15 protein-coding genes are annotated in these 21245 nt (G+C 61.7%); 13 read left to right on the top strand and 2 right to left on the bottom strand.

Going from position 1 to position 21245, the window contains the following annotated elements:
• Positions 1 to 205 precede the first annotated feature (205 nt).
• From Q0D44_RS08095 to Q0D44_RS08135, 9 genes are all read left to right on the top strand, one after another.
• The gene (locus tag Q0D44_RS08095; protein ID WP_294135132.1) at positions 206 to 3175 is read left to right on the top strand and encodes a TonB-dependent receptor; all 2970 of its coding nucleotides are present in this window, start codon (positions 206 to 208) and stop codon (positions 3173 to 3175) included.
• Between the two features lie 118 nt (positions 3176 to 3293).
• Positions 3294 to 4889, top strand: a complete 1596-nt coding sequence (locus Q0D44_RS08100) for a carboxylesterase family protein (RefSeq protein ID WP_294135135.1) — start codon at positions 3294 to 3296, stop codon at positions 4887 to 4889.
• A 200-nt stretch (positions 4890 to 5089) separates the two neighbouring features.
• Positions 5090 to 7786 (top strand): glycoside hydrolase family 2 TIM barrel-domain containing protein, encoded by a 2697-nt coding sequence (locus tag Q0D44_RS08105; RefSeq protein WP_294135138.1) that lies wholly within the window; start codon positions 5090 to 5092, stop codon positions 7784 to 7786.
• Positions 7783 to 9048, top strand: a complete 1266-nt coding sequence (locus Q0D44_RS08110; RefSeq protein WP_294135140.1) for an MFS transporter — start codon at positions 7783 to 7785, stop codon at positions 9046 to 9048. Before Q0D44_RS08105 ends, Q0D44_RS08110 begins: the two co-directional genes overlap by 4 nt.
• 96 nt (positions 9049 to 9144) lie before the next feature.
• Positions 9145 to 10353 (top strand): D-mannonate dehydratase ManD, encoded by a 1209-nt coding sequence (gene manD, locus Q0D44_RS08115; RefSeq protein ID WP_294135143.1) that lies wholly within the window; start codon positions 9145 to 9147, stop codon positions 10351 to 10353.
• A 64-nt stretch (positions 10354 to 10417) separates the two neighbouring features.
• Positions 10418 to 11170 (top strand): FadR/GntR family transcriptional regulator, encoded by a 753-nt coding sequence (locus Q0D44_RS08120; protein ID WP_294135146.1) that lies wholly within the window; start codon positions 10418 to 10420, stop codon positions 11168 to 11170.
• A gap of 352 nt (positions 11171 to 11522) precedes the next feature.
• Positions 11523 to 13997, top strand: a complete 2475-nt coding sequence (locus tag Q0D44_RS08125; protein ID WP_294135149.1) for a TonB-dependent receptor — start codon at positions 11523 to 11525, stop codon at positions 13995 to 13997.
• 71 nt (positions 13998 to 14068) lie between these two features.
• On the top strand, positions 14069 to 14755 hold the full coding sequence (locus Q0D44_RS08130) for a hypothetical protein (RefSeq protein ID WP_294135152.1): 687 nt from the start codon (positions 14069 to 14071) through the stop codon (positions 14753 to 14755).
• A complete protein-coding gene (locus Q0D44_RS08135; protein WP_294135154.1) occupies positions 14695 to 14835 on the top strand; it encodes a hypothetical protein in 141 nt (46 codons plus the stop codon). The genes Q0D44_RS08130 and Q0D44_RS08135 overlap by 61 nt, the downstream gene beginning before the upstream one ends.
• Here Q0D44_RS08135 and Q0D44_RS08140 read toward each other — a convergent pair.
• Positions 14818 to 15474 carry an FCD domain-containing protein gene (locus tag Q0D44_RS08140; protein WP_294135158.1) on the bottom strand — a complete coding sequence of 219 codons (657 nt, stop codon included), beginning with the start codon at positions 15472 to 15474 and terminating at the stop codon, positions 14818 to 14820. The two genes, Q0D44_RS08135 and Q0D44_RS08140, sit on opposite strands and share 18 nt — an antisense overlap.
• Positions 15475 to 15616: 142 nt before the next feature.
• Between Q0D44_RS08140 and Q0D44_RS08145 the strand changes: the two genes are divergently transcribed.
• From Q0D44_RS08145 to Q0D44_RS08155, 3 genes are read left to right on the top strand one after another with little or no spacing between them, the layout of a single operon-like run.
• On the top strand, positions 15617 to 16624 hold the full coding sequence (locus tag Q0D44_RS08145) for an ornithine cyclodeaminase family protein (RefSeq protein ID WP_294135160.1): 1008 nt from the start codon (positions 15617 to 15619) through the stop codon (positions 16622 to 16624).
• 28 nt (positions 16625 to 16652) lie between these two features.
• Positions 16653 to 17663 (top strand): dihydrodipicolinate synthase family protein, encoded by a 1011-nt coding sequence (locus Q0D44_RS08150; protein WP_294135162.1) that lies wholly within the window; start codon positions 16653 to 16655, stop codon positions 17661 to 17663.
• An 11-nt stretch (positions 17664 to 17674) separates the two neighbouring features.
• Complete coding sequence (locus Q0D44_RS08155) at positions 17675 to 19144, top strand: NAD-dependent succinate-semialdehyde dehydrogenase (protein WP_294135165.1); 1470 nt, start codon at positions 17675 to 17677, stop codon at positions 19142 to 19144.
• Between the two features lie 99 nt (positions 19145 to 19243).
• Here Q0D44_RS08155 and Q0D44_RS08160 read toward each other — a convergent pair whose 3' ends face one another.
• Positions 19244 to 20023 (bottom strand): SDR family oxidoreductase, encoded by a 780-nt coding sequence (locus Q0D44_RS08160; protein ID WP_294135168.1) that lies wholly within the window; start codon positions 20021 to 20023, stop codon positions 19244 to 19246.
• Between the two features lie 124 nt (positions 20024 to 20147).
• Here Q0D44_RS08160 and Q0D44_RS08165 point away from each other — a divergent pair, with 124 nt between their 5' ends.
• Positions 20148 to 21149, top strand: coding sequence for a GlxA family transcriptional regulator (locus Q0D44_RS08165; protein WP_294135171.1), 1002 nt, complete (start codon positions 20148 to 20150; stop codon positions 21147 to 21149).
• The last annotated feature ends 96 nt before the right edge of the window (positions 21150 to 21245 follow it).

Consider the following 21245-nt stretch of genomic DNA (forward strand, 5'->3'; position numbering starts at 1 on the left):
AAGTGGGGCCATCATCGCGATGCAATGCCGACGCCCGTTCATCCCGATCGAGATCGGTCGCCGGAGAATCAGCCGTCGAATGCATCACAAATTATATTGATCATTCGGCAGTGATAAAAATCACTATATTGATTAGCCTGACCGCTTTAGAAAATTGGACAAGCCAAATCCGTCTGCAGAAGCGGCCGTCTAGAGGGGATACCAAATGCGCTATCATGAAGATGTCGCCCAATCGCATAATCATTCTGAAGGAAATCGCGCGGCCATGCTGCGCGCGGCGCTGCTGAGCGGCGCTTCCCTCCTTTTCATGGTCGGCACCGCGTCGGCCCAGCAGGCCGCCGAAAGCAGTGCGCCTGCGCCGCAAGGCGAGGTGGACGGTAGTGCCGATCCCGCAGGACAGGACATCGTCGTCACGGCGTCGCGCCTGTCGCGTAGCGGATATACCGCCCCCACGCCCACGACCGTAATCGGTCAGGAATTTCTGGAATCGCGCGCTATCACCAATGTTGGCGACGCGATCAACCGGGTTCCCGCTTTCCGCGCGGCGGTGTCACCCAATGCCGGCGGCCTAGGGAATACCGGCGCGTTCCTGGCAGATCTGCGCGGATTGGGGCCGACCCGTACGCTGGTGCTGCTGGACCGGGGGCGCCTGCCGCAAACGATCGTGCCAGGCGTCACCACCACGGCGGGATCGACCGACCTGAACGTCATTCCGACAGTGTTGATCCGCAATTCCGACGTCGTGACCGGCGGTGCGTCGGCGGCCTACGGGTCCGATGCGGTGGCGGGCGTCATCAACTTCCAGATCGACGACAAGTTCGAAGGCATCAAGGGGTCCCTCCAATATAGCCAGACCCGCTACAAGGACGCGAAGAACAAGTTCGTCACCCTGGCCGGCGGCACCAGCTTCGCGGATGGGCGCGGCCATATCGTCGCGGGTTTCGAATATAATCATGATGGCGGGACGAGCGCGTACAACACTGCGCGCGGCTGGGGCCGACAGGCTTGGAACAGCGCGGTCATCGCCAACCGTCCTTCCGGTACGCCCAGCACGGTTCTTGGCCCGAACGGCAATTATTATGGCGCGGCGAGCAGCGGCGGCGTGATCCAGACCGCAGGCGCGCTTCGCGGGCTGGCATTCGTGCCCACGGCGAATGGCGGGGTGACCACGGCGACGTTCAATCGCGGCCTCAGCAACCTGACGGCCAGCCTGGACTTCTTCACGCCCGAAGCGCTTGCCGCCAACATCGCTGCGGGTATCAACAACCTCAACACCCAGCAGCTTCGGCCCGAACAGACGCGCTACAATGCCATGGGTCGGGTGTCGTTCGACGTCAATGACAGCCTGACCGTCTATGTCGAACCGCTTTATTCCCACGTCACAACCACCGGCATCATCCTGGTCCGTCGCGACGGGGCAGGCGCTGGCCCGGCTCTCAACATCGCCCGTGACAATCCCTATCTCGCTCAGGCGCTGACTCCGGCGCAGCTGGCGCAGGTGCCTACGACTGGCCTGGCCATCGGCTATTCGGGGCAGGCGTTCGGACCCAATGTGCGCCGGATCGAAAATGAAGTGATCCGGGTTCAGAGCGGCGTCAAGGGCGACCTGGGCGGTTCGTGGAAGTGGGACGCATCCTATCTGTTCGGTCAGAATACGTCCGATGTCCGCATCAGCAATAATTTCAACAACGTCAATTTCCGCAACGCGCTAGACGCCGTATCTGTGGACGGTCAGATCGTTTGTCGCAACACGGCCGCGCGCGCCGCGGGCTGCGTGCCCATCAACATTCTTGGTACGCCCAATGTTTCGGACGCCGCGAAATCCTACATCATGGGTACCGCGACCGGCAGGGGCCGGACGCGGTTGCATGATTTTGCCGCGAACATCCAGGGCGAGCCTTTCTCCACCTGGGCTGGACCGGTGTCGGTCGGCGTCGGCGCAGAATATCGCAGGGAATCGGTTGAGCTGACCACCGATGCGTTGTCGCGATCGAACAGCTGGCTGTCGGGCACTGGGTTGACCCTGCCGCAGGTCAGCCAGAACGTCAAAGAAGTCTATGTCGAAACCATCGTTCCGCTGGCGCAGGATATGTCCTTCGCGCGCAAGATCGAATTTAACGGCGCCGCACGCCTGACCGACTACAGCACGTCGGGCAGCGTCACCACCTGGAAGGCTGGCCTGACCTGGGAAGTGATCGATGGCCTGATGTTCCGCACCACGCGGTCGCGCGACATTCGCGCGCCTAACCTGATCGACCTGTTCACGCCCCAGACCCAGTCGCTGCCCTTGCCAGCCGATCCGCGCCCCGGCATCGCGCCCCCGACCAACAGCGCCGGATTCATCGTCGGCGGCAATGCCAATCTGACGCCGGAAAAGTCGATCACCCAGACGGTAGGCGTGACCTGGCAGCCATCCTTCCTGCGGGCGCTGCGCCTGTCGGTCGACTATTATAATATCGAGATCAAGGATGCGATCACCTCGACGGGTACGCAGGGCGTCGTCAACAACTGCTTCGTCGGTGGCGTCTATACCGGCAACAGCTGGTGCTCGTTGATCAGTTTTGCCAACAACGATCCTGTCGCGGGCCAGTTGACCGGCGTGCGGGGCATCACCGCCAACGTCGCGCAATTCAAGACCCGCGGGCTTGATTTCCAGGCGACCTACAACCAGAATCTGGACGATATCGGCCTGGCGGGCACGCTGACGACCAACTTGCTCGCCACGCATGTCATGTCGTTCAAATCGTCCATCGACGTGTCGACATTGTTCCCCAACGGCATCGATCGGGCCGGTCAGACCGGGGCGCAGTTCGGTGGCCCGGCGGGCCTGCCCAAATGGTTGTTCAACCTGACGCTCGATTATGAACTCGACCGGCTCGGCCTGAACGCCAATGTGCGTTATGTGTCGCCCTCCAGCCAGAATAACGGTCTGTTCGGGCCTGACGAGCCGGAATATAATCCGGCGCTGACGACCAGCATCAGCAACAATAATATCCCGGCGGTCGCCTATCTCGACCTGGGCGTGCGTTACAGTTTCGGCGCGGACAAGCAGTTCACGGTCTATTTCAATGTCGACAATGTGTTCGACAAAGACCCGCCATTGCCCGCGAACGGCAGCGCCTATTATGACCTGATGGGCCGGACCTACAAGGGCGGCGTGCGCTTCAAATTCTAACGCGATGGCGCCTGGCGTCGGAGCCGTTGCGGTTCTGACGTCGGGCGCCCTATCCATCGGATCGAGCGTTGCGCATGGTCGATGGCGACAGGAGGAAATCATCCGCATTCTGACCTCTTTGACAGCTATCGGCCTCAGCCTGGCGGCGCAGCTCGCGCCGGCCAGCGCTACGCCTGCCGCCATGCAGACCCCGCACGTCATCCTCGATCAGGGTGCGGTCGAAGGGGTCGCGCTGTCGTCGGGCGGGCAGGCCTATCTCGGCATTCCCTACGCCGCGCCGCCGGTGCGTGACCTGCGCTGGCGTGATCCGCAACCGGTCGCACGTTGGTCCGGCACCTATCATGCGGACCATTATGCCCCGCAGTGTATGCAGCCGCAGCGCGGGGTGATGACCAATCAATATTCCGGCGCGGAAATCACCAGCGAGGACTGTCTCTACCTCAACGTCTGGACGGCGGCCGCGCGCAAGAAAGCGCCGGTCATCGTCTTTATCCACGGCGGCGGCTTCTATGTCGGATCGTCCAGTATGGCGCTCTATGGCGGGGAAGCGGTCAGCCGCGAAGGCGCGGTCTTCGTCAATTTCAACTATCGGCTGGGCGCGCTGGGTTTCCTCGCCCATCCCGACCTGTCGGCGGAATCGCCGCACAAGACATCGGGCAATTACGCCTTCCTCGATCAGATTGCGGCGCTGCAATGGGTCCGACGCAATATCGCGCGGTTTGGCGGCGATCCCGACAATGTGACGATAGTGGGCCAGTCCGCCGGCTCCATGTCAGTGGCCGCGTTACAGGCCTCTCCCCTCGCGCGCGGGCTGTTCCGCCGCGCCGTCGGCATGAGCGGCGCGCTGCTCGATGGTCCGAGCGCGATGGCGACGTTGCCGGATGCGGAGAAGGAGGGCGTCAAGCTGCAAACCTATCTCCGGGTGAAAAGCCTGGCGGAGTTGCGCGCGCTGCCCGCCGACAAGATCGTGGTGCCGCGCATCGCAGATGGCCCAAAAATCGGCCCGGTCCAGGACGGCTATCTCTTGCCCCAGGGCGTCGAGCAGATTTTCGCGCGATCCGCGCAGAATGACGTGCCGCTCTTGCTCGGCTTCACCCATGATGAATCCTTCGGCGGCCTCGGCCCGGTCAACGGGCTGGAAGACTATCGCGCCAAAGCGAAGGCCAAATTCGGCGAACGGGTATCGGCTTTCCTCGATTTCTATCCGGCGTCGAATGACGAGCAGGCGCGCGCGCAGGCACGGGCGGCGGATCGTGACGGCACGATGGCTGTCGGGATGGATAGCTGGGCGCGGGCGCAGGCGGCGCATGGCCGGTCCAGAATTTTCAGCTATGAATTTTCGCGCGCGCACAGCTTTGCGCCCGGTGTCGTACTGACCGATCTCGATCCCGCCACGGCAGGGGCTTATCATACATCAGAAGTACCCTTCTGGCTCGGCACGCTGGACAGTTTCGACCAGTTTCGGCCCACGCGCGCCTGGACCAGCGCAGATCGGGCATTTAGTCGGGCGATGACGCGTTCGCTCGTCGCGTTCGCCCGTACTGGCGATCCCAACAGCGCCGATTTGCGCTGGCCGCAATATGACCCGGCCAGCCGGACATTGCTGGAACTGGGCCAGGCGGCCGGTTCCGGCCAGTGGCCCGACGCCCGCAAACTGGATTTCTTTCGCGCCGTGATGGCGCCCACCGTAACCGGGGGCGCCGTCCGCGACTAGGTGATAAGGTTAGATGCGGAGCTGCACCTTCGCATCAAACTGGTCCGGCCGTCGGTATCAGTCCAGTGCTGGACCAGCGTTTCCATCCAGTCGTTGGTCCGGCGGGGGCAAATAGGCTGGCCAATTGGATTGACAACTAAAGCCAATCAATGCAGCGTGGTCATACCAGTTTATAGACCAGTCCCGTTCAGGAGAGAGCCTTGATCCCCCATCGGTTATGCGCGTTGTCGGCGGTGCTGCTTTGTGCGGTCGCAACGCCCACTGTCGTACTGGCACAATCCGCGGCCATATCGGCTGTACCTGAAATCCGGCAGAGCGTGGCGCTGACCACCGGCTGGGGCTTCCAAATGGGTGATGCCGCCGCGCCGCCCGCCAGCGGCACGCCATGGCAACCGGTAGAAGTGCCCCATAGCTGGAACCGCATCGGCTCCTATCTGCCGGGCAGCCCGGCGGCTGCGACGCTCAACCGGCCGATCGATCAGACCCAGGGCATCGGCTGGTACAAGCTGACCCTGCCCGATGCGCGCCTGTCTGGTTCGCAGCGGCTGTGGCTGGAGTTCCAAGCGGCGAGCCGGGCGGCGGACGTGTGGTTGAACGGGCAAAGACTGGGCAGCCATGCGGGCGGCTTTTCCGCCTTCCGCTTTGACGCGACATCGGCCTATCGCCAGAGCGGCGAGAATATCCTGCTGGTGAAGGTCGACAATCGCGCGCCCGATACGCCGGGCGTACAGCCGACCTTGCCGCTGGCGGGCGACTTCTTCGTCCATGGCGGTCTCTATCGCCCGGTAAAGATGATCGTGACGCAGGCGGCGCATTTCGCGATGCTCGATCATGGCGGCAGCGGCGTCTATGCGCAGACGCGGAGCATCGACAATGGCAAGGCGGCGATCTCCATCCTGTCGCGCGTCCGCAACGACGCCAGCCGCGCGCTGCGGGGGCAGTTGGTGGTCCGCTTCGTGGATCATAGCGGCCAAGAGGTCGCCCGGCAGGCCAGCCAGGTGCAGTTGGCCGCGCGGGCTGACGGCGAAGCCCGCATCGACCTGACGATCGACAATGCCCGCCTGTGGCAGGGCACGGTTGATCCCTATCTCTACACGATGGTCGCGGAGTTTCGCGACGCCAAGGGCGCATTGCTTGACAGCGTCAGCCAGCCCTTCGGCATCCGGACCATGGCGCTCGATCCCGATCGCGGTTTCCTGCTGAATGGCAAAATCACGCCTCTTTATGGCGTGGGGCTGCATCAGGATAGTGGTCAGGACGGGTGGGCGCTGAGCGAGAGCGACATTGAGAAGATGGTGTCCACCATCCGCGAAATGGGCGCGAACACGATCCGCCTGACCCATTATCAGCATGGATCGGTGGTCCACGCCCTGGCGGACAAGCTTGGCCTGATCCTGTGGGACGAGATTCCACTGGTAACCGCCTGGACATTGTCACCCGACGAAAAGGAAGCGCCCAAGGCGGTGGCCGATAACGCCCGCCAGCAACTGGTCGAGATGATCCGGCAAAATTACAATCACCCGTCCGTAGCGGTGTGGGGGATCGCCAACGAAGTGGATTTCGGCCCCAACCGGCCCGACTTCATCGGCAAGGCGGTGAGCGAGGTTCCCGATCCGCGCGGGCTACTGACCGATCTCAACGCGCTGGCCAAGGCCGAAGACCCGATCCGCCCGACCGTGCTCGCCAATTGCTGCGAGAATAACGGGATGCCGGGCGTGCCCGATGTGTCCGGCATAACCGACGGGCTGGGCGTCAACCGCTATATGGGCTGGTATTATGGCAAGGCGGACGATTTCTCGTCCGTGCTCGACGGCCTGCACAAGAAACATGCCGGGCAGCCGCTGGCGCTGACCGAATATGGCGCGGGCGGCGCGACGTCGCAGCATGGCGACGATCCGCAGGGCGGGCCGATCAATGCGTCGGGTCGCGACCAGCCCGAAGAATATCAGGCGTGGCTGCACGAACGCGTCTGGCCGCAGGTGAAGGCCAAGCCTTATCTGTGGGGCAGCTGGCTGTGGAACAGCTTCGACTTTGCGACCAAGGTGCGCAAGGAAGGGGATTCAGTCGACATCAATACCAAGGGGCTGGTCACCTATGACGGTGCGATCCGCAAGGACGCCTGGTGGTATTATCGCGTCAACTGGTCGGCCGCGCCGGCAGTGCAGATCGCAGGGAAACGCTATGTCGACCGCGCTTATGGCGTGACCGATATCAAGATTTACAGCAATGCGCCCGAAACCGAATTGCTGGTCAATGGCAAGTCGATGGGGACGATGCGGACCTGCGCCTTTGCCACCTGCGTCTGGCCCGGCGTGCGATTGGCCGAAGGACAGAACCGGATCGAGGCGCGCGCGCTTTTTGCCAATGGCATACAGAACGACAGCGTGGACTGGACGGTAGGCAGCGATGCTGCGACGGCGTTCCGCATTGACAGCGGCGCGATTCTGGCAGCGGCGGATCCCGGGCATCGCTTCGGTTCCGACGCCTTTTTCAAGGGCGGCGCGTCCAGCACCGCCGACACGCGCAAGAATCGTTACGCCCCCATCCAGGCCGCCGCGATCAGCGGAGCGGCGAACCGGGATCAGGCAGCAACCTATCGATCGGGCGACTTCACTTATCATATCCCGGCCAAGCCCGGCCGCTATACCGTGCGCCTCCACTTCGTCGAACCTTCGGCGGAGCAGGGTAAGCGCCTGTTCGACGTGGCGATCAATGGCAAGGTCGCGCTGCCCGGCTTCGACATTGCGGCGGCGGCTGGCGGCACGCTCAAGGCGATCACGCGCAGCCTGCCTGCGACGGCGGGCAGGGACGGCATCCTGATCAGCTTCAAGCCCAAGGTCGGAGAAGCGATCGTCTCCGCGCTGGAAGTCGTTCCGGTCAGCGCCGCCCGGCCATGAGTGCGCCCGGCAGAAAGCCGATCCGCCATCTGCGCTGGTGGATCATCAGCCTCGTGACGATCGGGACGATTCTCAACTATCTCGCCCGATCGACCCTGTCAGTCGCCGCCCCCACGCTCAAGCAAGAGATGGGGATGACGACCGAAAGCTACAGCTATGTGGTTCTGTCGTTCCAGCTGGCCTATACGATCATGCAAACGGTGGCGGGCGCAGTGCTCGACCTGCTCGGCACCCGGCTCGGTTTCTTCCTGTTCGCGGTTGGCTGGGCGCTCGCCAATATGGCGCATGGTTTCGCGACCACTTGGCAGGGGCTTGCCATATTCCGCGGAATGCTCGGCGCGACCGAAGCCGCGGCGATTCCCGCGGGGGCCAAATCGGTGTCGGAATGGTTCCCCGCACGCGAACGTCCGCTGGCGACCAGCGCGTTCCAGATGGGGACCAGCGTAGGCGCGATCGCGGCCCCGCCGATCGTCATATTCTGTATCCTGACCTGGGGGTGGGAGTCCGCCTTCATCGTCACTGGCGCGCTTAGTCTGGTCTGGGCTGTGTTGTGGTGGTTCGGTTATGAAACGCCCGATCGCCATCGCCGCCTGAGCCAGGAAGAGCGCGCGCTGATCAAGGCGGGGCAAAGCGACGCGAGTGATGCGACGCGCCCATCCACCCGTTCGGAGGTGATCCGGTCACGGGGTTTCTGGGCCATCGCCATTCCGCGTTTTTTCGCCGAACCAGCTTGGCAGACCTTCAACTTCTTCATCCCGCTTTATTTGGTCGCGGTGTGGAACCTGGACCTGAAAAGCATCGCACTTTGGGCATGGATGCCGTTCGTAGCCGCCGATCTTGGTTCGCTGGCGGCTGGATTGCTCCCGCCGTGGCTCATGCGCCGCGGGGCGAGCGTACTGGCATCGCGCAAGATCACCATGTCGATCGGCGCGGTGTGCATGATCGGCCCGGCCTGCATAGGCCTTGCCGGTTCGCCGGGACTGGCCATCGCGCTTTTCTGCGTCGGCGGGTTCGCGCACCAGATGCTGAACGGCGCGCTCATTACTTTATGTTCCGATGTGTTCGACAGCCGCATGGTCGGCACGGCGAGCGGCATGGCGGGCACGATCGCATGGATCGGCGGGATGCTCTTCACCCTGCTGATCGGCCAGAGCGCGGACGTGTTTGGCTATTCCCCGCTGTTCGTGATGCTAGGCGCGCTGGATATCATCGGGATGGCGACGCTTTGGCTATTGTTGCGCAATCGCCCAGGCGTTTCTTAGAGTGATCTGATCTCTTGTAAAAAAGAGGTAAGTCCAATATGGTGGGATTAAGATGGGATCGGGCGCAACGCCTGCATCAGTTTGGGGAGATCGTCAGTGAAGATCATATCGGCCAAGGTCATTGTTACCTGTCCGGGGCGTAATTTCGTCACGCTCAAGATCATGACCGACCAAGGCGTTTATGGCATTGGCGATGCGACCATGAACGGCCGGGAAAAGGCGGTCGTCGCCTATCTGGAGGATCATGTCGTTCCCTGTCTGATCGGCATGGACCCGCGCCGGATCGAGGATATCTGGCAATATCTCTATCGTGGCGCCTATTGGCGTCGCGGCCCGGTGACAATGCGTGCGATCGCGGCAGTCGATGTGGCGCTCTGGGACATTAAGGCGAAGATGGCCAATATGCCGCTATACCAGTTGCTGGGCGGTCGCAGCCGCGACGGCATCATGGTCTATGGTCATGCCAATGGCAGCGATATTGCCGAAACCGTGGACGCGGTGGGTCAATATATCGATCTGGGTTACAAGGCCATTCGCGCGCAAACGGGCGTGCCCGGCATTAAGGACGCCTATGGCGTGGGCCGGGGCAAGCTGTTCTACGAACCCGCCGACGCCGCTTTGCCGTCGGTCACCGGATGGGATACGCGCAAGGCGCTGAATTATGTGCCCAAGCTGTTCGAGACGCTGCGCGACACCTATGGCTTTGGCCCGCATCTGCTGCACGACGGCCATCATCGCTACACCCCGCAGGAGGCCGCCAATCTGGCCAAGATGCTGGAACCCTATCAGCTCTTTTGGCTGGAAGATGTTACCCCGGCGGAAAATCAGGAAGCCTTCAAGTTGGTTCGCCAGCATAGCGTGACGCCGCTGGCCGTGGGCGAGATTTTCAACACGATCTGGGACGCGAAGGATCTGATCCAGAATCAGCTGATCGACTATATCCGCTGCACTATCGTCAGCGCGGGCGGGGTCACGCATCTGCGTCGCATCGCCGACCTGGCTGCCCTCTATCAGATTCGCACCGGCAGCCATGGCGCGACCGACCTGTCGCCGGTCACCATGGGAACCGCGCTGCATTTCGACACCTGGGTGCCCAATTTCGGCATCCAGGAATATATGCGCCATACCGAAGAGACCGACGCCGTATTCCCGCACGACTATCACTTCGATGCGGGTGAACTGTTCTGCGGCGAAGCGGCCGGTCATGGCGTGGATATCGACGAGGCACTGGCCGCCAAATATCCCTACAAGCCCGCCTATCTGCCGGTCGCCCGGCTGGAAGACGGCACGATGTGGAACTGGTGACGGCGGGCGCGGTCGATTGGTAAGATGACTTGCGGACGGTCCTACCTTGTGACATGCCGATGGTATGGCAGAACGTTTGAAACTCTATCAGCGCGTCGCGCTTGAAATCGAGCGCGGCATTCGGGAGGGCGTGCATCAGCCGGGATCCCGACTGCCGCCCGAACGCGATCTGGCCGAACAGTTCAGCGTCAGCCGCCCGACGATCCGGGAAGCGATCATCGCGTTGGAAATCCGCCAGCTTGTCGAAGTGCGGCATGGTTCTGGTGTCTATGTCGTCGTCGCGCCGCCCAATGTTCATGCTGCCGCAGAGCTGAACGTCGGCGCCTTCGAGCTGATCGAAGCACGCCTGATGTTTGAAGGGGAGGCGGCGGCATTGGCGGCTGCCGTCATGACCGAAGCCGAATTGGCTGAGCTCAAAGCCATTTTGAGCCGCATGGAAGCAGCGGACCCGGCATCGGCGATCGAACTGGCGTTGGACCGTTCCTTCCATCTGATGATCGCGCAGGGCACGAAGAACAGCCTGATCGAGCAGGCCGTCGAGCATCTATGGGATTTGCGCGAATCATCGCCGCTCTGTCGCCATATGTTTGAGCAGGCGAGGCAAGGCGGCATCAATCCCAGGCCCGATGAACATAGCCGCATCTACGACGCGCTGGTGGCGCGCGACAGCGATTTGGCGCGATTAGCAATGCGGGACCATTTGACGCGGGTGTCCGAAGATCTTTTGGCTGTCACCGAGCTTGAGATGATCGAGAACGCCAGGAAAGAGATTGGTAGCAAGCGGCAGCGCTTGGCTAACGGCAGGCTGGGTCGATAGCTGGTGATATCTCGCGTTAAAACTGAGAGTCGTTCGCCAATAATGATCTGCTCCTGCTTAGTGGCCCAGAGACTATCATAGCCTCTGAGCCACCAGATCACGTTGCTCCGGAGGCATCATTTCACATGGTGCTGTGGACGGCGAGAATGGACGATTATTGGCGCCACTGTTGTCGATGTGATCCGGCATTGCTGCGGGAGTGTTCGAAACGGAGGGTGTTTGCACCTTTTGAAAAGAGAATCTGTAAGTCTGCGCCATTCCGCAATCGATTGTTGCAATCGTTTGCGGAATGGCGCATAGAGCCTCTGGTAATAGGTCACCGCAAACGGTCGACCATTTCAGGAGGGGTTGTATGAAAAGAGCATCATATCTGCTGGCTACCGTTGCGTTGGTGGCGATTTCGTCGGTTTCGGCATCGGCCCAGGACGTCGCGGCGGAAGCGCCGGCTGCTGACGCACCGACCGGCAACAGCAGCAGTGACATCATCGTCACCGGGACCTCGCGCCCCGAACGTCGTCTGACGACCAGCATCTCGGTCAGCGCGCTGGACGCTACCCAGATTTCGCGCGCTGCGCCGCTTGGCAGTGCGGACCTTGTTCGCAACGTGCCGGGCCTTCGGTCTGAATCGTCGGGTGGTGAGGGCAATGCCAATATCGCTGTGCGCGGTTTGCCGGTCGCGAGTGGTGGCGCGAAATTCGTCCAGTTTCAGGAAGATGGCCTTCCGGTTCTGAACTTCGGCGATATCGCCTTTGCGACCGCTGACGCTTTTGTGCGGCCTGACAATAATGTGCAGCGGGTCGAAGTCGTCCGTGGCGGTTCCGCATCCACCTTCACCAGCAATGCGCCAGGCGCGATCATCAACTTCATCAGCAAGACGGGCAAGACCGAAGGCGGCAGCATTTCGCTGACCAAAGGTATCGATTTTGATCGTACCCGCATCGACGCGGATTATGGCGCGCCGCTGGGTGAAAACTGGAGTTTCCATATCGGCGGCTTCTACCGCATCGGCGATGGCGTGAAGAAGATCGGCTACAACGCCGAGAATGGCGGCCAGATCAAGGCGAACATCACCCGCAATTTCTCCAATGGCTTTCTGCGCCTCAACTTCAAATATCTGGATGACAGGGCGCCTGCCTATATTCCCGTGCCGATCCGCAATACCGGCACCAACAGCAATCCCAAATTCAGCGGCTTCCCGAATTTCGATCCCAAAAAGGATCCGATCCAGTCCCCTTATCTTCGTTCGGATCTGGCGATCGGGGCTGATGGCAACCGCATCCGCACCGACGTTGCGGACGGATACCGGACCAAAGTGCGCGGCATCGGTGGCGAAGCCTCGTTCGATCTGGGCGACGGCTGGAAGGTTGAGGACAAGTTCAACGTCGCCAAGAATTTCGGCGGCTTCACCACGCCTTATGCGGCCAATGTCGCGCCGGCCGGTTCCTTTGTCACGTCGCTTGGCGGCGTCGGCGGCACGTTGCGCTACGCCAATGGTCCAAATGCAGGGCAGGTGATTGCAAATCCTGCCGCGCTCAACGGCAATGGCCTGGCAACCACGGTTCATCTGTTCAACGTGACGCTCGATGATTTCACCAACGCGACCAACATCCTGACCCTTTCCCGCAATTTTGACGGCGGCGGTCTGGGCACGGGGTCGGTGACTCTTGGCTATTTCAAATCCTATCAGGCCGTCGAGATGGATTGGCACTGGAACAGCTATCTCCAGGAAGTCAGCGGCAACAAGCCCGCCCTGCTCGATGTCTATAATGCCGGTGGCCAGCCGGTCACCCAGAACGGCCTGGTCGCCTATGGCGAGCCGCTCTGGGGCAATTGCTGCGTGCGCAAATATGATGTCGATTACACGATCGATGCCCCCTATATCGCCGCAACCTGGAAGACTGGCCGTCTCAACATCGACGGCAGTGTGCGCTTCAACAGTTCCAAGGCCGACGGCACTTACGCCACAAATACGGGCGTCAGCACGATCGACGTCAATCAGGATGGTGTGATCCAGACGCCGGAGCTGTCCGTCCCGGTGGTCAATCTGCCCGCCGCCAAATCGGTAAATTATCGCAAAAATTATTTCACATGGTCAGTCGGCGCGAATTTCGAGATCCAGAACGATCTTGCGCTCTTTGCACGGGTCAGCCGTGGTGCGCGTTTCAATGCCGACCGTGTTCTGTTCGGCGGTGGCGTCCGTGACGATGGCAGCATTGCCGACAAGATTGCGGTCAATTTTGTGAACCAGCAGGAAGCAGGCGTGAAGTTCCGTTCCGGCGGTATCTTTGCCAACGTTACGGCATTCCGCGCGACGACCGCCGAAGCAAACGAGATCATCATCCCGCAGCAGCAGGTGATCAACAACAAATATCGCTCTTATGGCGTCGAACTGGAAGCCGGTTTTGACTATGGCATATTCCACCTGACCGGTGGGGCAACCTACACCCATGCCCGGATCACCGAGAGTGAGGTGTCGCCCGCGCTCAACGGCAATACCCCTTATCGGCAGGCCGCGCTCATTTTCCAGGCCAGCCCGTCCATCGTGCTGGATCGCTTTTCCCTTGGCGCGAACATCATCGGCACCACTTCATCCTATGCTTCGGATGCGAATCAACTCAAGATACCGGGCTATGTGCTGACCGGTGCCTTTGCATCCTATTCGATCACGCCGGACCTGCGCGTATCGGTGAATGCGCAAAACATCTTCAACGTTCTGGCGATCACCGAGCTGGGCATGTCGACCGACACCCTCCCGGCAAACGGGATCAATACGGCGCGCGCCTTCCCTGGCCGCAACATCAGTGCAACGGTTAGCTTCCAGTTCTGACGATAATATAGGCTGCGCGTCCCAGTCAGCTTGGCCGGGACGCGCAGCCTATTTTGAAAGGAGTAAGAGCCATGGCTTTGCGCACCGCCTGGGGAACGATCGGCATCGCTCTGGCCTGCCTTGCCCTGCCATCGGCCCTGTCGCCCCTCAACGCCCGGCTGAAGGAAGGTCAGGCGACCAAGCCGATGGCAGGGCTTGCAGGACACTGGCTGGTGGTCCCGCGCCGCACACCGGAATCGATCGCCATTGGTGGCATTCCTCGCTCCTTCATCCTTTCGAAGGACGGTTCGGCTGTAACGGGCGAGTTCCGTTTCAATGGTTGGGTCTATCCGATCACCAACATGGTGGCCCGCCCCGACGGCTTTGCCTTCGATCTGGAGGGCAAGCCGCCCTTTACGAAAATGCGGGCAAAGCTGTCTGAGGATGGCAGATATCTTGACGTCTGGATTGGCGACGACGTCGTCGGCGTTGCGCCATTCCTGGCGAGGCGCGTGACGGCCAGGGAACTGGCGGCTGTCGAACATACTGCACCACGGCCTGACAATATGACCAAACTGGCCTTGCCGCCATTGCAACATGTCGGCGTCAAAAATCTGGCACCGACCCCTCCCATGGGCTGGAACAGCTGGAATGTGTTTCGCGAGGCCGTGATGACAAGGCGGTGCGCGCCATGGCGGATGCGCTGGTATCCAGCGGCTTGCGCGACGCTGGCTATCGTTATGTCACGATCGATGACGGTTGGCAGGGCAAGAGCGTGACGCCAGAGGCGTGCTGGTCGTCAGATGGTAACGCATCAATTTCCAAATTGATGCGTTTTGTGTCATCTCAAGCCGAATAATTTTCCCCTCAACGAAACCAGATGCGTGCGCATACAGGTTTCCGCAGCGACCGGATCGTGGCGCTCGATGGCGTCGACGACGGCCCGGTGCTGCTCATCCGTGTCCTCCTTCGGGCCGACTTCACCGCCGAAAACCTGTTCGATCCGCCGATCCAGCGTCATCCTGATCTGCGCTCGCAACGTGTCATAGAGCAGCAGCAGAAGCATATTATGGCTTGCCTGGGCGATGATGCGGTGCAGCCGCTCATCCAGCCTTTTCCAGCTTAGCAACGATTCCGATTGGTCCATATCTTTCAGGCACGCCTGCATCAGCGCCAGATCCTCCGGTGTGGCGTGGATCGCCGCCTGCGCCGCGAGTTGCGGTTCCAACAGGGTGCGCGCCTGAAGAATATCGTCGACGCTGAAGGACGCAGAAAGCTGCGGCGTTTCGATCATTTGCCGGGGACCGACGAACGTGCCTTTCCCGACATGCCGCCAGATCGCGCCCTCATCCTCCAGCTTTTTCAGGAGCGTGCGCAACCGCCCGCGCGACACGCCAAGTGTCTCGCTCAGCCGGGGTTCGGGCGGCAGGCGCGCCTCGCCCCGTTCGATCGTGTGGTCCAGCAGCGCTCGAAGCCGTCCAAGGTCGCTATCCGTCAAATCATCCTCCTGCCGCACCAGCCTATATCATCGCATTTTGTGTCGGGTAAACTAATCAATAATATAATTGACACATATTAATACGAATATTAATCAGATGGGCGCAGGCCGATTCCATGTCGGCGCGACAGGAGCATGAGCGTTGCCCGATCCACAGATTCCCACGACAATTCTTCTCTCCGACGCCGACGTCCGCACCGCCTTCGACTGGCAGGCAGCCGTGGAGGCCTTGCGACTGGCCTATGCGGGGGATGTGTCTGACGCCCAGTTCCCGCCGCGCACCATGGCGCGCGGCGATGGATTATGGCTTCGCGCTTTGTCCGGCATCATGCCGGGACAGGCCGTTCTGGGTGCCAAGCTGATCGCCGCATCGCCCAGGGCGCAGGCGGCGTCCTACCTGATCTCGCTGTTCGACGGTCAAACCATGGCGCTCCTTGCGCTGCTGGACGGCAATGCCATCACCGGCTTCCGCACCGCTGCGACATCCGCACTGGCGGCACGTCAGCTTTCCTCCGTCGATGCGCCCAACGTCGCCGTGATTGGCTCGGGGTTCGAAGCGCGCGCGCATCTGGAGGCGATGGCCCGTTCCGGCCCGCTGGGTGCGATCAGCGTTTACAGCCCTCGTGAGACGAGCAGGACTGCCTTTTGCGAAGCGATGGCGGCCGAGGGCATCGTCGTGACGGCGGCGGATAGCGCGCAGGCTGCGGTTGAGGTCAGCGATCTCATCATCTGCGCCGCCCGGTCCCGCGACGAAACGCCGACGATCCTGGGGCGCTGGCTCCGGCCCGGCATGACCGTCATTTCCATCGGCTCCACATTGCCGGAACAGCGCGAACTGGACCCCGAAGCGATTGCGCGCCCCGACCTGATCGTCGCGGACATGGTGGAGGAAGTCGCGCACGATACGGGCGACATGATCGCGGCAAAGGATGCCGGGGTCATATTCGCGGACCGGCTGGTTTCCCTGACCGACATTGTGTCGGGTCGGCATCCGGGGCGCACCGATGCCGGACAGATCATCCTCTACAAGTCGGTAGGTGCGGCCATGCAGGATCTTGCCGTCGCGCATCTGTGTGTCGAACGCGCACGCGCCGCCGACATCGGCACCGTCATCGCTGCCCCCATCCTGCCCGTGAACAAGGGCAAATAATCCATAGTCTCACTTCGGAGTGTCCGACATGCCCAGTTATACCCTATCCGAAGCCCGGTCATGGGCACGCGAAAAGATGCTCGGCGTCGCCAATGTGGTGATCCCGACCATGACGGGGGACTTTACCGCGCTTAACGAAGCTGCAGCGCGACATGACGTCGAAACGACCATCAATCATGGTTTTGTCGGCGCGCTTGCCTGTTCCGAAGTCGTGATCTCCATGGAGGAATATCGCCGCTTCATCGAGGTGATGGTGGAGCAGGCGGCGGGGCGCATCTTCGTTGTCCATCACGCCGTGTTCAACACGCTGGAGGACAATATCGCGGCTGCGCGTCTGGCTTCCGAAGCTGGCGCGGAACTGGTGCTGCTTGGTTATCCGCCCTATTTCTATCCCAAATCGCTGGAAGAAGTTTATGCCTATACTAGGGCATTTTGCGACGCGACCGACCTCGCCGTGATGCTATTCCCTATCCCGACCTGGGGTTTTGGCCGGTTCAGTCCCATCGACATGCCGGTCGATCTGTTGCGCCGACTGGTCGACGATTGCCCCAATGTCGTCGCGATCAAGGCGGAAGGCGGGATGCCGCATATCATGGGTCCGATAGAGGTGCAGCGCGCCTTCCATGAAGAGGTCGTCATCTCCTTTCCGATGGAACATGAATTTATACCGCTGGCCCAACTGATCGACGTGCCCTTTTGCGGCACCAATTTTTCCGCCTTTTTCGGACCGGTCCTGCCGCAGATCTTCACAATGATCCGCCACGGACGCTTTGACGAAGCGACAGCGGCGTTTCATCGTATCGATCCCGCGCGCAAGGCGTTCGCCAGCGTCCCGCAGGCGGGCAACGGTCTGATCAACCGGATGATGTGGAAATATGAAGGCTGGCTTCAGGGCTATAATGGCGGGCCACTGCGGCACCCGACAGCGCGTGTATATCAACGCGATATGGTGGCGCTGCGGCGCGGGCAGGAGGCTGCGGGGCTGAACCCGACACAGGACGCCGACGACCTGTTCTTCCTTGGCCGTAACCCAGCCTGAAAGGCCCAGTCATGACCGATGTCCAGACTCTGGCGCTGAAAGATCAAGGCCTGTTGCGAGAAGCGATGCTGATCGACGGGCAATGGGTTCAGGCCGATAGCGGCCGCACTATCGCGGTGCGCAATCCCGCCACTGGCGCGCTGATCGCGCGCGTGCCCGATGCAGGCGAAGCAGAGACGCGCCGGGCGATCGCTGCCGCAGAGCGGGCGTTGGTGGGCTGGCGAGCCACACTCGCCAAGGAGCGGGCCGTCCTGTTACGCCGCCTTTTTGATCTGATGGTCCAGCATAGTGATGATCTCGCGCTCCTCATCACCGCTGAGCAGGGCAAGCCATTGGCAGAGGCACGGGGGGAAATTGCCTATGCGTCCAGCTTCATCGAATGGTTTGCCGAAGAAGCCAAGCGTATCAATGGGGAGATCGTGCCGCAAAATGTGCAGGGTCGACGCATCCTGGTGCAAAAGGCGCCTGTAGGCGTGTTCGCGGCCATCACGCCGTGGAATTTCCCCGCCGCCATGATCACGCGCAAGGCCGGTCCCGGATGGGCGGCTGGCTGCACGGGCGTCATCAAGCCCGCAAGTCAGACGCCGCTGACTGCATTGGCGCTGGGCGTGTTGGCGGAGCGGGCGGGGTTGCCTGCGGGCGTTTGCAATATCGTCACAGGTTCGGCGCGTGCGATTGGCGCTGAACTCACGAAAAGCCCTGTAGTGCGCAAGCTGTCCTTCACCGGCTCCACCGAAATCGGCGCGCTGCTGCTGGAGCAATGCGCCCCGACGATCAAGCGGACGAGCATGGAATTGGGTGGCAATGCACCGTTCATCATTTTTGACGACGCTGATCTGGAAACGGCGGTCAAGGCGGCGTTGGTCGCCAAATATCGTAACAGTGGACAATCCTGCATCGGTGCCAACCGGTTCCTGGTGCAGGCCGGAATCCATGACGCCTTTGCCGCAAGGCTGGCGGAGGAAACGGCCAAGCTGAAGGTATCCGATGGTCTGGATCCCGATGTGGCGATCGGCCCGCTCATAGATGCCGCCGCGGTGGCGAAGGTGGAAGAGCATGTCGCCGATGCCGTCGCCAAGGGGGCACATATCGCCAGTGGTGGCAAACGTCATGCGCGGGGCGGCAATTTCTTTGAACCGACCGTTCTGGTCGATGTCCCGCGCACCGCGGCGATCTTTGGCGAAGAAACATTCGGACCCGTCGCGCCGCTATTCCGCTTCGACACGGAGCAGGAAGCCATCGCCCTGGCCAATGATACGCCCTTTGGCCTGGCCGCCTATGTCTGCGCCCGCGATGTCGGACGCATATTCCGCGTCGTCGAGGGGCTGGAATTTGGCATGGTCGGTGTGAATGAAGGCATGATCTCCACTGAGGTTGCGCCTTTCGGCGGCGTGAAGGCATCCGGTCTGGGCCGGGAAGGTTCATCCTACGGAATCGAGGAATATCTGGAGACCAAATATGTCGCGCTCGGCGGCATATGAACGGCTAGCGGTGCCAGCGCGCCTGTCATGGTATCATTCATGCAAACAGCCTCTGGATCGTCGGGCGATAGCGCAGAAATCCCGCATAGAGTCTGTCGATCAGGAACCGTAGCGGGCGGCGGGGCTGGCCCGCGACAGGTTCGGGTGCAGCGCGGCGCGGGCGGCCAGATAGGCGTCCAGGTCGGCGATGTCCGGCAGCGATGGGATAGTGATCGTCTCGCCCAGGTCCAGCCCGGCAAAGGCGGCATCGACCATGGCGTTCACCTCCATCACCATCTCCGCCGGGATGTTGGCCAGCTGCTCTGCTTCCCAGATGGCGGTGCGGGTGATGCCGGGCAGCACCGCCTGCACGCGCACGCCCTTTGCGCCCAGCTCGACCTGCAACGCTTCGGTAAAGGCCAGGACGAACGCCTTGCTGGCGGGATAGACGGCGGTGAAGCCGTCGGGCATCAGCGCGGTTACCGACGTCATGTTGATAATCGTGCCGCCGCCCAGTGCGGTCAGTCGCGGCGCGATGGCCGCCGTCAACCGCGTCACCGCCAATATGTTAAGGTTGATCATCCCGGTCAGATAGGCAGTGTCTGCATCGACTAGGCTTGTCTCGCCCGCGATCCCGGCATTGTTGACCAGGCCGATGATCGCTTCATCGCTACGCAACCGCGCCTCGACGCTCGCCAGCCCGTCTGGCGTCGAGAGATCGGCGCTCAGTGTCTCGACCGTAACGCCGGTCTCAGCCTCCAGCTTCTGTGCAAGCGCCACCAGCTTGTCGGCCCGCCGGGCGACCAGGATCAGGTCATGGCCGCGCCGGGCCAGCCGGTCTGCATAGACCGCGCCAATGCCATCGGACGCGCCGGTGATGAGGAAAGTGCCTTTGGTCATGGTGTGATCCCTTCGTTGATCGGGCGGTTGCGCCCTGTAATCCAGGAGATACTATCATCTGTGGAGCGGCAGGATCGGCAGTTCCGACAATAAGCAGGCCAAAACTGACAAACGGGAGTTCAGCATGGCAAATGCGGCGCGGACGGCTGCCGGTGTGATCGCCGAAGTGGGACTGGTCCTCTATCCCGGTTGCCAGCTGGCGATGGTCCACGGCATCACCGACCTGTTTGCCATAGCCTCGCATTTTTCAGTCGATCGGGGCGGCGGGGTGCTGCGGGTCAGCCATTGGGCGATGGACGATCAGGGATGTTTCGCCCGCGCGTTCGATACGCACCCGGATGCAGCGACCTTGCCCGCCATGCTGATCAGCCCAGGCCGCCTGACCGGCCCGCCCGACGCGCAGGAAGCGGCCCCCTATGCGCGCTGGTTGCTCGATCGCCACGCGCAGGGTGTGGTGCTGGTTTCGACCTGCGGCGGCGCATTCCTGCTGGCGGAGACCGGCTTGCTCGCGGGACGGCCAGCAACGACCCACTGGCTGTTTGCCGACCAGTTTCGCGACCGCTTTCCCGATGTGCGGCTCGATATCGACAAGATGGTGATCGAGGATGGGGACATCATCACCGCGGGCGGGCTGATGGCGTGGACGGATCTTGGGATGCGGATCGTCGATCGCCTGCTTGGCCCGACCGTGATGATCGAAACGGGCAAATTCCTTCTGATCGACGCATCGGGCCGGGAACAGCGCCATTATAGCAGCTTCGCGCCCCGCCTGACCCATGGCGACGAAGCCGTGCTGAAAGTTCAGCACTGGTTGCAGGAAAGGGCCGGGCGAGCTGTGAGCGTGGGCGACATGGCGGGGAAAGCGGGGCTGGAGGAACGCACCTTCCTGCGCCGGTTCAAGGGGGCGACAGGCATGAAGCCAATCGAATATGTCCAGAATCTGCGTGTGGGCAAGGCGCGCGAATTGCTGGAGTTCACCAAGCGATCGATCGACCAGATCGCCTGGGCCGTGGGCTATGAGGATGCGACCGCCTTTCGCCGGATATTCCACCGCATTATGGGCCTGTCACCGGGCGACTATCGCAACCGCTTTTCCAGCGGCGCGGAGTTGCCCGTCGCTGCCTGAGGTTGGTTCTTGCAAGCGGATGGGGTGAGATGACGGTACTCCGGCCCGTTCGTTTCGAGCGAAGTCGAGAAACGTCGCGCGCATGTTTCTCGACTT

The organism is Sphingobium sp. (genome assembly GCA_023266575.1).
Classification (GTDB): Bacteria; Pseudomonadota; Alphaproteobacteria; order Sphingomonadales; family Sphingomonadaceae; genus Sphingobium.

Excerpts from the sequence above, each read along its gene's own strand:
- Q0D44_RS08095 (WP_294135132.1), top strand. The coding sequence starts at position 206 with ATGCGCTATCATGAAGATGTCGCCCAATCGCATAATCATTCTGAAGGA.
- Q0D44_RS08110 (WP_294135140.1), top strand. The coding sequence starts at position 7,783 with ATGAGTGCGCCCGGCAGAAAGCCGATCCGCCATCTGCGCTGGTGGATC.
- Q0D44_RS08120 (WP_294135146.1), top strand. The coding sequence starts at position 10,418 with ATGGCAGAACGTTTGAAACTCTATCAGCGCGTCGCGCTTGAAATCGAG.
- Q0D44_RS08125 (WP_294135149.1), top strand. The coding sequence starts at position 11,523 with ATGAAAAGAGCATCATATCTGCTGGCTACCGTTGCGTTGGTGGCGATT.
- Q0D44_RS08130 (WP_294135152.1), top strand. The coding sequence starts at position 14,069 with ATGGCTTTGCGCACCGCCTGGGGAACGATCGGCATCGCTCTGGCCTGC.
- Q0D44_RS08150 (WP_294135162.1), top strand. The coding sequence starts at position 16,653 with ATGCCCAGTTATACCCTATCCGAAGCCCGGTCATGGGCACGCGAAAAG.
- Q0D44_RS08155 (WP_294135165.1), top strand. The coding sequence starts at position 17,675 with ATGACCGATGTCCAGACTCTGGCGCTGAAAGATCAAGGCCTGTTGCGA.
- Q0D44_RS08160 (WP_294135168.1), bottom strand. The coding sequence starts at position 20,023 with ATGACCAAAGGCACTTTCCTCATCACCGGCGCGTCCGATGGCATTGGC.
- Q0D44_RS08165 (WP_294135171.1), top strand. The coding sequence starts at position 20,148 with ATGGCAAATGCGGCGCGGACGGCTGCCGGTGTGATCGCCGAAGTGGGA.